Origin of the sequence: Comamonas odontotermitis, assembly GCF_014207855.1 — a bacterium.
In the GTDB taxonomy this organism is placed as follows: Bacteria; Pseudomonadota; Gammaproteobacteria; order Burkholderiales; family Burkholderiaceae_C; genus Comamonas; species Comamonas odontotermitis_A.
In genome coordinates, this window is record NZ_JACHKZ010000008.1 from 1 (window position 1) to 12576 (window position 12576).

The window sequence follows — 12576 nt, forward strand, 5'->3', positions numbered from 1 at the left end:
GCGGGCATCTCGGGTGCGATCCAGCACTTGGCGGGCATGAAGGACTCGAAGGTGATCGTGGCGATCAACAAGGACGAGGAGGCACCGATCTTCAGTGTGGCCGACTATGGCCTGGTGGCCGATCTGTTCGAGGCGGTGCCCGAGATGGTGGGCAAGCTGTAAAAGAGCGCACACAAAAGGCATCCGGCGTGATGCCTTTTTCTTTGAGAGATACACGATTAATTAGATGGTTGGAGACAAGACAATGAGCTACAAGGCGCCCGTAAAAGACATGCTGTTTGCGATCGAGCATCTGGCCAGGATCGACCAGGTGGCGCAGATCCCGGGCTTTGAAGATGCCGGTCTGGATACCGCACAGGCTGTGCTGGAAGAGTGCGCGCGCTTCAATGAAGAAGTGGTGGCGCCGCTCAATGTGCCGGGAGATTTACACCCCTCCACCTGGAAGGACGGCACGGTCACCACAACCGCCGGCTTCAAGGATGCCTTCAGGCAGTATGTGGAAGGCGGCTGGCAGGGCTTGCAGCACCCCGTGGATGCAGGTGGCCAGGGCTTGCCCAAGACGATTGGCGCGGCCTGTGTCGAAATGCTCAACAGCGCCAACATGAGCTTTGCACTGTGCCCGTTGCTGACCGATGGCGCCATCGAGGCACTGCTGACTGCGGGCAGCGATGCGCTCAAGAATATCTACCTCGAAAAGCTGGTCTCCGGCCAGTGGACGGGAACGATGAACCTGACCGAGCCGCAGGCTGGTTCGGACCTGGCCCTGGTGCGCACACGTGCCGACAAACAGGCCGATGGCAGCTACAAGCTCTTTGGCACCAAAATCTTCATCACCTATGGTGAGCACGATATGGCAGAGAACATCGTGCACCTGGTACTGGCCCGTGCGGCTGGTGCGCCAGAGGGTGTCAAGGGTATCAGCCTGTTTGTCTGCCCCAAGTTCCTGGTGAATGGTGACGGCTCTCTCGGCGCACGCAATGATGTGCACTGCGTCAGCATTGAGCACAAGCTGGGCATCAAGGCATCGCCTACCTGTGTGCTGCAGTATGGCGACAACGGCGGTGCAGTGGGTTATCTGGTGGGCGAGGAGAACCGCGGCCTCGAATACATGTTCATCATGATGAACGCCGCACGTTACGCCGTGGGCATGGAAGGCGTGGCCATTGCCGAGCGCGCCTACCAGCATGCAGTGGCCTATGCCAAGGAACGTGTGCAGAGCCGTCCGGTGGATGGCAGCGTGGCGGGCAGCGCCACCATCATTCACCACCCGGATATCCGTCGCATGTTGATGACCATGCGTGCATACACCGAGGCATGTCGCGCGATGGCGCTGACGGGAGCTGCATCGTTTGATGCTGCGCACCAGCACCCCGATGCCGAGGTTCGCAAGGTCAACCAGGCCTTTTATGAGTTTCTGGTGCCGCTGATCAAGGGCTACAGCACCGAGATGAGCCAGGAGGTGACCAGCCTGGGCGTGCAGGTGCATGGCGGCATGGGTTTCATCGAGGAAACCGGAGCAGCCCAGTACTACCGGGATTCCAAAATTCTGACTATCTACGAAGGCACCACGGCCATCCAGGCCAACGATTTGGTGGGCCGCAAGACGGCGCGCGATGGCGGACAGGTGGCCAAGGGCGTTGCCAGCCAGATCGAGGCGACCGAGAAGGCGCTCATTGCCAGCGGTAGCGAGGGTGCAAGATCGCTGGCCATCAATTTGGAAAAAGCCCGCAAGGCATTTTTGGATGTGGTGGATTTTGTTGTCGACACCAGCAAGTCGGCTCCCAACGATGTATTTGCCGGCAGCGTGCCGTATCTCATGCTGGCGGGCAATCTGGTGGCGGGTTGGCAGATGGGCCGCGCCTTGCTGGCAGCGCAGGAGTTGCTCACAACTGGCAGCGGCGACAAGGCTTTCCTCGAAGCCAAGGTGACAACCGCTCGTTTCTATGGCGAGCATATTTTGGTAAAAACTTCGGCATTGCGTGATGAGATTCTGCACGGTGGCGCATCGGTGATGGCCTTGCCGCTCGATAGCTTCTGATGGCAGGGCAGGCGGTCAGTGATCACCGCCTGGATTGCAATGAAGCAAAGGGCTGCTTGCACAAACATGGTGGGCGTGAGCAGCTTTTTTACACCGATTACCCATGACACGCGGCCGTTTGCAAGAACGGCTGCTGGCTGGCCCCAAGGCCTATTGAATCGAAGGAGATCCCATGTCCCAACTTCCTGGCGCATTGAAACACGTGCCGTTTCCGGTGATCGGTTCGCCGCTTTTCATCATCAGCAATCCCAAGTTGGTGATTGCGCAGTGCAAGGCGGGCATTGTGGGTTCCATGCCTGCGCTCAATGCCCGGCCGGCCGAGCAGCTGGAAGACTGGTTGGCCGAAATTACCGAAGAGCTGGCTGCGCACAACCAGGCCCACCCCGACAGCCCCGCAGCGCCGTTTGCCATCAACCAGATCGTGCACCGTACCAACGAGCGGCTGGAGCACGACATGGCGCTGTGCGAGAAGTACAAGGTGCCCATCCTCATCACCTCGCTGGGAGCGCGCGAAGACGTGTTCCAGGCAGCGCACAGCTGGGGCGGCGTGGTGCTGCACGACATCATCAACAATACCTTTGCGCACAAGGCCATCGACAAGGGGGCGGATGGCCTGATTGCCGTTGCAGCAGGTGCGGGTGGGCACGCGGGCATCAAGAGCCCGTTTGCACTGGTGCAGGAAATCCGTGAATGGTTTGATGGCCCGCTGGCGCTGTCGGGCAGCATTGCCAGTGGACGTGCAGTGCTGGCAGCGCAGGCCATGGGTGCGGACTTTGCCTATATCGGTTCGGCCTTCATTGCGACCGATGAAGCACGCGCGGTGGAAGAGTACAAGCAGATGATCGTCAATTCCAATTCGGATGACATCATCTACAGCAACCTGTTCACCGGTGTGCATGGCAACTACCTGAGCCCGTCGATTCGTGCAGCAGGGATGGACCCGGACAATTTGCCGGTCTCCGATCCAAGCTCGATGAGCTTTGGCAAGGAGCGCAAGGCCTGGAAAGACATCTGGGGCAGTGGCCAGGGTATTGGCGCCATCAAACAGGTGGTGCCAGCCGCCGAATTGGTCGCGCGGCTCAAGCGTGAGTACTTTGCTGCCCGGGATGGATTGGTGGAGCGTGCTACCGCTGCCGAGCGTCTGGCTGCAGCGGGTGAGACGGCGGTGGTCTGAACCACCACGCTGGCATGCCTACCCCCAGGGCTGCCAGCTTCCTCTGAGATAGCGGTACACCTGATTACAGAACTTTTGGCTGCTGGCGCGCTCCAATGGCGTGCCGTCTGCTATAAGTTTTATATGTTTCAGCGATGCGGGTTACCCGCCTTTCCAATATCCCGCCGTGCCTGTGTTGGCGCGCTCCTGGCGTGTTCGACCTTGCCAGGCTTTGCTACAGGCACGCAACTGTCCGCACTGTCTGCCCTGCCGCAGGGTGCGCGCAGCATCAGCATTACCCAGTCTCAGCTGCAAAGCGCTGTGGCGGCCAAGTTTCCGCTGGCGCGGTCGTGGCAGGGCATGGTGGTGATTCAGCTGCAAAAGCCCTCCGTGCAGTTGCTGGCCAGCAGCAACAGCCTGCGCACCATGCTGGATATCTGGGTGACTGAAAAGCTGATGAACACCGAGTATCCCGGCCAGATAGCGTTGGATTTTGGCCTGTACTACAACGACGCTGACAGCACCATCCGTATGCAGCATGTCCGCGTAGAGCAGCTTCACATGCAAGGCGTGCCGCCGCAGTACCAGCCCATGTTCCAGACCTATGCGCCGCGCCTGGCGGAGCAGGTGTTGAACGGCCTTGCCGTGTATGAGCTTCCCGCCAGCCAGCGCATGCTGCTCAAAGGCCTGGGCTATACGGTGCACAGCATGGAAGTGCAGGCGGACAAGCTGCGCATCGTTCTTGCGCCCAAGCTGCTAGGCACTGAGCAGTCTTAGAGCCGCGAACACAACCCTTGTACGTCGTTGCCTCGTCGGGGGCGCCTAGTCGGGGCACCCAGCCTTGTCGTACGTCTGTACTGCCTGCGGCTTCGCCTGACGCGGCCCGGCTCCTCGTTTCAACCGCAAATCTGCGATTTGCTGGGTTGTGCTAGTGGCTCTTAGTCGTTGTTTTCTTTTTTGCCTGCGGACTTACCAGTCAGGCGATCCTTGAGGCTCAGTACGCGGGTGACGGCGCTGCCCATGCCCATGAGCTGCATGGCGGTTTCTGGGTTCAGGCGCTGTACATCGTCAAACCAGGTCATCAGGCGGTCGATCAGGTCGTACATCTCCTGCATGCGTTGCTGGGCGTATTTTTCGTCGTCCGAGTGGGTTTCCTGTAGCAGGGCGGAGCGCAGCATCGATTGCGTAGGTTCGATCTCGCGGCGGCGGCGCTCTTCAGCCAGCGTGCGAAATATCTCCCACACATCGCTGGGCGATTCAAAATACTCACGGCGGTCACCAGGCAGGTGGCGCATATGCACCAGGCGCCAGGATTGCAGCTCTTTCAGTCCCATGCTGACATTGGAGCGCGAGAACGACAGGCCTTCGGCGATCTCATCGGCATTGATCGGGCGCGGTGACAGAAAGATCAATGCATAGATCTGCCCCACGGTCCGGTTGATGCCCCAGCGGCTGCCCATTTCACCGAAATGCGAAACAAACTGGCGGGTGAGTTCGGGCAGTGGGGCTTCGGGTGTTTTCATGGCTGGATTATCGGTCTTTTCAGAAAATGCTGAATCCCTCGCGGCAACCTGGTGAAAACCCTTCTATGTAAAGAACGCGAATTTGCACGTTGCAGCGTCAACCAGCCTGCGCGGCAAGGCGTTAGACCTTGAGCAGCGCTGTTTGTGCAGCGCTGCTGCTGTGTTTGACCACTGCCGGTCTCCATTGCTGGAGTGCTTGTCGGGCGTACCCATCCAATCCATGTTTGCGGCGATTGAATGGGGCTGGCCGGTCTTGCCCCTTGCGGTGCGCCGCCGGCCTGACGACCTTGTCTTCTACAACAACGCATAACAATCGCAATCTGTGGCTGGACGTCATCAAAGGAGCGTGCTGCGCGGCCATCGTGTGGCATCACCTGGCCTTCTATGGCCCGATGTCGGACGTTGCTCGCCAGGTCACCCCGGGTGTGATTGATTGGCTGGCCGACTACGCCCGTATCGCCGTGCAGATATTCCTGGTCATGGGCGGCTACCTGGCCGCAGCGAGCCTGGTGCCCCAAGGCGTTGCTCGGTTTGACCAGCCCTTGGAAAAAATTGGTAAACGTGCGCTGCGGCTGCTGGCGCCATATTCCGTTGCCCTGCTGTTTGCCGTGCTGATTGCAGCCGTGGTACGCCCCTGGTTTGCGCATGAATCCGTACCTGGCGAGCCCAGCTGGCACCAGCTGATTGCCAATGCCCTGATGCTGCAGGACATCACGGGCGAAGACGCGCTATCGGCCGGTGTCTGGTATGTGGCCATCGATTTTCAGCTGTTTGCCGCAGTGACCCTGCTGTTTGCTGCCACGCGAGGCTGGTCGTGGCGTTGGATGGGGCTGTCGATTGGGCAGTACCTGGTGATTGGCTTGTCTGCACTATCGCTGTGGGTGCTCAACCGCAACAGCGATCTGGACATGTGGTTTGTTTACTTCATCGGTGCCTATGGCATGGGCATGCTCGCTTATTGGGGCAAGGCGAGTAGCCGGCCCTGGGCATGGACGGCGCTGCTCCTCTTGCTGGGGGTTGTCTCTTTCGAGGTCGAATTCCGCTTGCGCATTGCAGTGGCCTTGGCCAGTGCCGTGGCTTTGCTGTGGCTGATGCGTGTGCCTTCCGATGGCAAGACGGGGTGCTGGCTGGCGAGCCATGTGGCGCCGCTGCGCTGGTTGCAGTCGCTGGGGCAGTTTTCGTATTCGGTGTTTCTCGTGCACTTTTCCATCGTGGTGCTGTGCAATGCCGTGGCTTCGCAGGTGATTGCGACACAACCCTGGCTCAACTGGCTGGGCATGTGTGCGGCCTTCGGGCTGTCACTGCTGGCCGGGCGTGTGCTTTACCACTTTGTCGAGACACGCACGCCGAGCCTCAAAGGCGTGGCGCGTTGGGAGCTGGGCTTTATCGGCGCTGGCCTTGCCGTCAGCCTGTTGAGCACCCGTTTCGCGCTGTAAGCGCTTTTCGACATGAAAACGAAAGCACGCCATGGCGTGCTTTTTTCATGAGGTCGCCATTGGCCTGCAAGTGGCATCACCAGCCAATCGCAATCAACAGATGATCAGCGGTGCAGTTCGCCTGCGCGCTCTGGTTGGTAGACGATACCGGTCACGCGCACGGTCATGATCTTGCCGCCCACCGACGGCCATGACAGTTCGTCTCCTACCGACAGGCCCAGCAGTGCGCTGCCTACGGGCGCGAAGACCGAAACCTTTTCAGTGCTGCCATCCAGATCCTTGGGGTAGACCAGCGTGAGCTGGAATTGTTTGCCCGATTCAGCCATGTCGAAGGTGACCGTCGAGTTCATGGTCACTACATCGGGTGGGATATCCTTGGGCTCGACGATATCGGCACGCGCAATTTCTGCTTCCAGATCGGCTTTTCCGGGGAAAGCCGCAGCAGACATTTGAGTCAGCAATGCCTCCAGGCGATCCACGTCCAGCGACGACAAGATGAGATGGGGCTTGCGAGACATCAAAACTTCCTCTGGATGATGAAAAGTTGAACTGTAGGCGATCCGTAATCTCGCACCATATTGGTGCGAATAGGAGGTGGTCAATCCTTTCTGTTGGCATGCTTGGATTGTCTTTGTATACTGTATAAATATACAGTTTATCAGGGCAGTATCGTGCCAAAAAGTAAGCATTCCTCTCATTTTCCGAGCATCTCCTGCGATGAGGAATGGCTGCGCACGAGCGAAGATGCGGAGCCGGTGCCGGAGGGGGCTCCGCCCGTTCGCATTGCCCTGAAAGGGCGAGGGGCTGTCTCGGCACCCCTGCACCGGTTTGCCAAGGAGCAGCGGGAATGGTTGGATGATGGCTGGAGTGGCTCCATGGCTCAGGGCGCGGGTACTGATGCGCAAGACCAGGAGGTTTCGCACGACGAGGCGATATGGTGGCAACAGGCTGCACAGGCGCCAAGCACCCAGGTACACGAGGAGCGGGCCCGCAGTGCGATCCAGAAGAACGATTCGCCAGACATCTTCTTCGATCATTCGGTCAACCCCTACCGCGGCTGCGAGCATGGCTGCATCTATTGCTATGCACGGCCGTATCACAGCTACCTCAATCTGTCACCGGGACTGGATTTCGAGACGCAGCTGTTTGCCAAAACCAATATTGCAGAGGTGCTGCGGCGTGAGATCGGCCATCCCCGCTACCGGCCAGCATCACTCAACATTGGCTCTGCCACCGACTGCTACCAGCCGATTGAACGGGATTGGCGACTGACGCGGCAGGTGATCGAGGTTCTGCACGAAGCCTGCCACCCGTTCTCGGTGATCACCAAAAGCAGTGGCGTGGAGCGCGATATTGATTTGATAGCAAGGGCTGCAAGCTGCAAGCGTTCTGCGGTCTATATCACCATCACCACCCTGGATGGACGGCTGGCAAGGTTATTGGAGCCTCGCGCTGCTGCGCCGCATCGAAGACTGCAGACCATACGCCGCCTGGCAGAAGCTGGGATTCCTGTGGGCGTCAGTGTTGCACCGCACATCCCCTTTTTGAACGACGACATGGAGCAGGTACTGGAGGCGGCGCGTGAAGCAGGTGCAACTACCGCTTTCTACACAGTGCTGCGCCTGCCCTGGGAGCTGAACGGCGTGTTTCAGCAATGGCTGCAGGCACACTACCCGCAGAGAGCCGCGCGAGTGATGGAGCGTGTGCGCGATCTGCACCAGATCAGCGACGAGGAACGTGCGCGCGGCAAAAGCTACAGCAGTGACTATCTCACCCGCATGAAAGGCCAGGGCCTGTGGGCGCAATTGGTTCGCCAGCGCTTTGCGCGCAGTTGCGAGCAGCTAGGTTACGGGCGGGAGCGGGAGCCACTGGATTGGGCTCCCTTTGCCGCATGGCAGCAAGGCCAGCGCGGGCCGCAGCAAAGCAGCCTGTTTTAGCCCGGGTTGGGTGCGTTCAGCGTTGTCACCCGTGCCGCTCGGGCAGATATTCAGGCAGCGGCGCCGGTATGGGCTGCCATGGCCGCCACACCTGGATGTGATTGGCTGCTGCCAGGGGTAGTGCAGTTGGAAAAAATATCCAGCTTGGGGTCGTGCAGGCTGGTTTGCACATCTGTCAGGCCCAGCACCGAGTGAAAGTAGTTGTCGTGGCTGATTCTGCTGCTGCCCACGGATTGCTGCAGGCAGGCAGTGCTTACGCCCATGCGTTGCTGCATCAGCGGCGACAGCCAGGTGATCCAGGGCACATGCTTTTGCACGTCGGGTGCGACGGAGTAGGGCAGGCCATGCAGATAGAGGTTGTTCTCGCCCAGCGATTCGCCGTGGTCGGCCACATACATCATGGCGGTGGGCTGGCGCTGGCCTTTTTGCTCCAGCCAGCCGATCAGGCCGCCCAGCATCCGGTCGGTCGCGACAATGCTGTTGTCATAGGCATTGACCAGCGATTCACGGTCGCACGACTGCAGCGCGACATTGGTGCACTCAGGGGAAAATTTCTTGTCCTGGGAAAGCGAGCGCTTGAAGTATGCCGGTCCATGGCTGCCCATCTGGTGCAGCACCAGCACTACGCCGCGTGTACGTTGCTCTGCAGGCAGTGCATTGATGCGATTGTCCAGATCATCCAGCAGCGCCATGTCAACGCACTCGCCATCCTTGCAAAGGGCGGCCTGTTCCTGTGCGGTCAGGGCAATGGTTTTGCCTGCATCGGTTTTTTCCGGAGCGGATGGCTCATTGCTGGCGGGCAGGGTTGCGGCACTGTGTACGCGCGCGCATACGCCTTTGCAACCAGACTGGTTGTCTACCCACAGCACTGCCAGGCCAGCGCGTTGCAGCACATCCAGCAGGTTTTCATAGGATTTGCTACTGGTCTGGCCATCTCGCCCCAGGTGCGAGAACATGCATGGCAGCGATACCGCAGTGCTGGTTCCGCAGGACCAGGCATCCTTGGCCACGGCCAGATCATTGCGGGCCGAGAGCTGGGGCGTGGTGGCACGATCATAGCCATAGATGCCAAAGTTGCCCGCGCGGCCGGTTTCTCCCACCACTAGTACATAGATGGGGAATTGCGATTGGCCGATATAGCTGGCGCCCAGCTTGGCATCCTGACCAATGGGGTAAAGCGTGGTGTCGCGGCGATGGAATTGCTGCACGCCAAGGCTGCCCGCGGCATACAGCGTCGAGAGCGGGTTCATCATGTAGCGCAACTGAGTGTGGTTGCGCATGGTGGATGAGATGGGACGAAACCCCGCCAGAACCACCAGCACCATCGCCACCACGGCCACAAGCATGAAGCCCAGCTGGCGCAGCAGTGGGCGCCAACTGGTGTTGGGCTGCAGGTTTTGGCGCAGCAACCACCAGGTAGGTGGTATGGCAATGGCGCCTACGGTGACAAAGAGACTCCAGTGCAGCAGATCGCTTGCCTCGCGTGCATCGGTCTGCAGCACGTTGACCAGCATGGACGCATCGATGGCAATGCCGTAGTTGAGCATGAAGTACGCGGCAAACGCCGTCATCCAGCACAGAAGCACCATCACAGGTTTGGATGCCCGGCCCCAACTGAGCAGGTTCAGGATCGCCCAGCAGGCCATGGCAATGGCCAGGCCGAGGGCCAGCCCCAGTACCCACTGCTGGGTACCCCCTTGCTCAGAGATTGCTGCAACAGCCTTCCACAAGGCAAGGTTTCCGATGCTGGCGAGCCACAAGCTGATGATCAGCGCGACCGTCCATACAGGGCGGGCCTGTACCAGGCCTTGGTTGGAGGGCAATGACAACTCGCCCAGAGTGGGCAGATTGCCAGCCATGGAAGGCGGAACTGCAGCACTTGCGGAGGGGACAATGGATTTACCAGCGAGGGAGAGCAGCCGGGCGAGAAACTTCATCCGCGCATGGTCGCGGGGGCAGCTTAAAGCGGCATTAATGTGTCACAGAGATGAAAGTGGCCCTTGACGTTGGAGCAGACCATTGCCCGGTAAAAGGGCCGCCAGAGGCTTTCCGCGTGGTGTAGGCAAAGAAAAACCCGCCAGAGGCGGGTTGGATCTGCATTGGCGCCTCGCTAAGAAGAGGCACCTGCGGACATGGCTCAGCGCTGTGCGATAGGCTTGACGTCGCGCACCACCGAGCCGGTGTACAGCTGGCGAGGGCGACCGATCTTGTACTCAGGATCAGCCATCTGCTCGTTGAGCTGAGCGATCCAGCCCACGGTGCGGGCCAGTGCAAAGATACCGGTGAACAGCTTGACAGGGATGCCGATGGCGCGCTGCACGATGCCGGAGTAGAAGTCTACATTCGGGTACAGCTTGCGCGACACGAAGTAGTCGTCTTCCAGCGCGATCTTTTCCAATTGCTTGGCCAGCGCGAACAGTGGATCGTTTTCCAGACCCAGTTCTGCCAGGATTTCGTTGCAGGTTTCCTGCATCAGCTTGGCGCGTGGGTCGTAGTTCTTGTAGACGCGATGGCCAAAGCCCATCAGCTTGACGCCGCTGTTCTTGTCCTTCACTTGTTCCATGAACTCGCCCACCTTGGCGATACCGCCATTGGCCTGGATGTGCTCCAGCATGTTCAGGCAGGCTTCGTTGGCGCCACCGTGGGCAGGGCCCCACAGGCAGGCCACGCCAGCGGAAATGGCGGCAAACGGGTTGGTGCCCGACGAACCGCACAGACGCACGGTGGAGGTCGATGCATTCTGCTCGTGGTCTGCATGCAGGATGAAGATGCGGTCCAGCGCGCGTTCCACCACGGGGTTGACCTGGTATTCCTCGCAAGGGTTGCCGAACATCATGCGCATGAAATTGCCTGCGTACGACAGATCGTTCTTGGGATACATGTAAGGCTGGCCAACGCCATACTTGTAAGCCATGGCAACCAGGGTCGGCATCTTGGCGATCAGACGGATCGCAGCGATGTTGCGGTGCTCTGGGTTGTTGATGTCGGTGCTGTCATGGTAGAAGGCCGACATGCCGCCCACCAGGCCGGTCAGCACAGCCATGGGGTGTGCGTCACGGCGGAAGCCGCGCAGGAAGAACTGCATCTGCTCGTTGACCATCGTGTGCTGGGTCACGGTGTTCTCAAAGTCTGCCTTTTGCTTTTCGTTGGGCAGTTCGCCGTACAGCAGCAGATAGCAGGTTTCGAGGTAATTGCAGTTCTTGGCCAGCTGTTCAATGGGGTAGCCACGGTACAGCAGTTCACCCTTGTCGCCATCGATATAGGTAATGGCGGACTGACAGGCAGCCGTCGAGAGGAAACCTGGGTCATAGGTGAACATGCCGGTTTGGGCGTACAGCTTGCGGATGTCGATCACATCCGGGCCGATGCTGCCCTGGTAGACCGGCAGGTCCACGCTTGCTGCGCCATTGCTAAACGATAGCGTGGCTTTGTTGTCTGCTAGTTTCATAACTGGTTCCTTCTCGAGTTAGTCCGCTAGGGATGCGCGGTGTTTTCGGCTGCGCAGCATTCCCAGCACTTCATGAACATCAGGTTTGTCGAGGTCGCTTGTTGGTTCCTTGCGGTTGAGCAGCAAGTCCAACAGATCGTTGTCCGACAGATTCATCAAAGCGGTCAGCCCTTGTGCCTGGCGGACATTCAGGCTTGCTCCATAAGTGTGGAAGAACTGCTCGATGAAGATGTCGTTCTCCACCAGGCCGCGTCGGCTGCGCCAGCGCAGCAGATCACGGGCACGTTCATCCAGCAGTTCGTTTTCCATTTTTGCTCTACCTGGTTCTTAGACGGCGCGACGAACCATCAGTTCCTTGATCTTGCCAATCGCCTTCGTGGGGTTGAGGTGCTTGGGGCACACGTCCACGCAGTTCATGATGGTGTGGCAACGGAACAGACGGTAGGGGTCTTCCAGGTTGTCCAGGCGCTCGCTGGTGTGGTCATCGCGGCTGTCCGCGATGAAGCGGTAGGCCTGCAGCAGACCGGCTGGGCCCACGAACTTGTCGGGGTTCCACCAGAATGATGGGCAGCTGGTCGAGCAGCTGGCGCACAGAATGCATTCATACAGGCCATTGAGCTCTTCGCGCTCTTCGGGCGACTGCAGACGCTCCTTGTCGTTGGCGACAAAGCTGTCAGCCATCAGGTAGGGCTTGATCGAGTGGTACTGCTTGAAGAACTGGGTCATGTCCACGATCAGGTCGCGGATCACGGGCAGGCCAGGCAGCGGCTTGAGCACAATCTCACCCTTGAGGGTGTTCATGTTGGTCAGGCACGCCAGGCCGTTCTTGCCGTTGATGTTCATGGCGTCCGAGCCGCACACGCCTTCACGGCAGGAGCGGCGGAACGAGATGGATGGATCCATCGCCTTGAGCTTGACCAGGGCGTCCAGCAGCATGCGCTCATGACCGTCGAGTTCGACCTCAACCGTCTGCATGTAGGGCTTGGCGTCTTTATCGGGATCGTAACGGTAGATTTTGAAAGTACGCTTCATTTGGGATGT

General features: G+C 59.3%; 11 protein-coding genes and 1 pseudogene. 6 read left to right on the forward strand and 6 right to left on the reverse strand.

Annotation, left to right across the window (positions count from 1 at the left end):
* From HNP33_RS08125 to HNP33_RS08140, 4 genes and pseudogenes are all read left to right on the forward strand, one after another.
* A pseudogene (locus HNP33_RS08125) lies at positions 1 to 162 on the forward strand (electron transfer flavoprotein subunit alpha/FixB family protein); the annotation flags it as partial.
* Between the two features lie 82 nt (positions 163 to 244).
* Entirely contained in the window at positions 245 to 2038 is a 1794-nt protein-coding gene (locus tag HNP33_RS08130) for an acyl-CoA dehydrogenase (protein ID WP_184707182.1), read from the forward strand.
* 172 nt (positions 2039 to 2210) lie between these two features.
* Complete coding sequence (locus HNP33_RS08135; RefSeq protein ID WP_184707184.1) at positions 2211 to 3212, forward strand: NAD(P)H-dependent flavin oxidoreductase; 1002 nt, start codon at positions 2211 to 2213, stop codon at positions 3210 to 3212.
* Positions 3213 to 3413: 201 nt separating this feature from the next.
* Positions 3414 to 3968 carry a DUF1439 domain-containing protein gene (locus HNP33_RS08140; protein WP_184707186.1) on the forward strand — a complete coding sequence of 185 codons (555 nt, stop codon included), beginning with the start codon at positions 3414 to 3416 and terminating at the stop codon, positions 3966 to 3968.
* A 161-nt stretch (positions 3969 to 4129) separates the two neighbouring features.
* Here the strand turns inward: HNP33_RS08140 and HNP33_RS08145 are convergent, their stop codons facing one another.
* A complete protein-coding gene (locus HNP33_RS08145; RefSeq protein ID WP_184707188.1) occupies positions 4130 to 4714 on the reverse strand; it encodes a GbsR/MarR family transcriptional regulator in 585 nt (194 codons plus the stop codon).
* Between the two features lie 287 nt (positions 4715 to 5001).
* Between HNP33_RS08145 and HNP33_RS08150 the strand changes: the two genes are divergently transcribed.
* Positions 5002 to 6150 (forward strand): acyltransferase family protein, encoded by a 1149-nt coding sequence (locus HNP33_RS08150; RefSeq protein WP_184707190.1) that lies wholly within the window; start codon positions 5002 to 5004, stop codon positions 6148 to 6150.
* A gap of 104 nt (positions 6151 to 6254) precedes the next feature.
* Here HNP33_RS08150 and rnk read toward each other — a convergent pair whose 3' ends face one another.
* Positions 6255 to 6668, reverse strand: a complete 414-nt coding sequence (gene rnk / locus HNP33_RS08155; protein WP_184707192.1) for a nucleoside diphosphate kinase regulator — start codon at positions 6666 to 6668, stop codon at positions 6255 to 6257.
* 237 nt (positions 6669 to 6905) lie between these two features.
* On the opposite strand from rnk, the gene HNP33_RS08160 reads away from it, so the two are divergent.
* Complete coding sequence (locus HNP33_RS08160) at positions 6906 to 8087, forward strand: PA0069 family radical SAM protein (protein ID WP_184707451.1); 1182 nt, start codon at positions 6906 to 6908, stop codon at positions 8085 to 8087.
* Positions 8088 to 8137: 50 nt separating this feature from the next.
* Here HNP33_RS08160 and HNP33_RS08165 read toward each other — a convergent pair whose 3' ends face one another.
* From HNP33_RS08165 to HNP33_RS08180, 4 genes are all read right to left on the reverse strand, one after another.
* Positions 8138 to 9946, reverse strand: a complete 1809-nt coding sequence (locus tag HNP33_RS08165) for a phosphoethanolamine transferase (protein ID WP_184707453.1) — start codon at positions 9944 to 9946, stop codon at positions 8138 to 8140.
* Between the two features lie 278 nt (positions 9947 to 10224).
* Positions 10225 to 11535, reverse strand: a complete 1311-nt coding sequence (locus tag HNP33_RS08170) for a citrate synthase (protein ID WP_184707194.1) — start codon at positions 11533 to 11535, stop codon at positions 10225 to 10227.
* Between the two features lie 18 nt (positions 11536 to 11553).
* Positions 11554 to 11844, reverse strand: a complete 291-nt coding sequence (locus HNP33_RS08175) for a succinate dehydrogenase assembly factor 2 (protein WP_184707196.1) — start codon at positions 11842 to 11844, stop codon at positions 11554 to 11556.
* Between the two features lie 18 nt (positions 11845 to 11862).
* Positions 11863 to 12567: a succinate dehydrogenase iron-sulfur subunit gene (locus HNP33_RS08180; RefSeq protein ID WP_184707198.1), complete on the reverse strand. Its 705-nt coding sequence runs from the start codon at positions 12565 to 12567 to the stop codon at positions 11863 to 11865.
* Positions 12568 to 12576 lie beyond the last annotated feature (9 nt).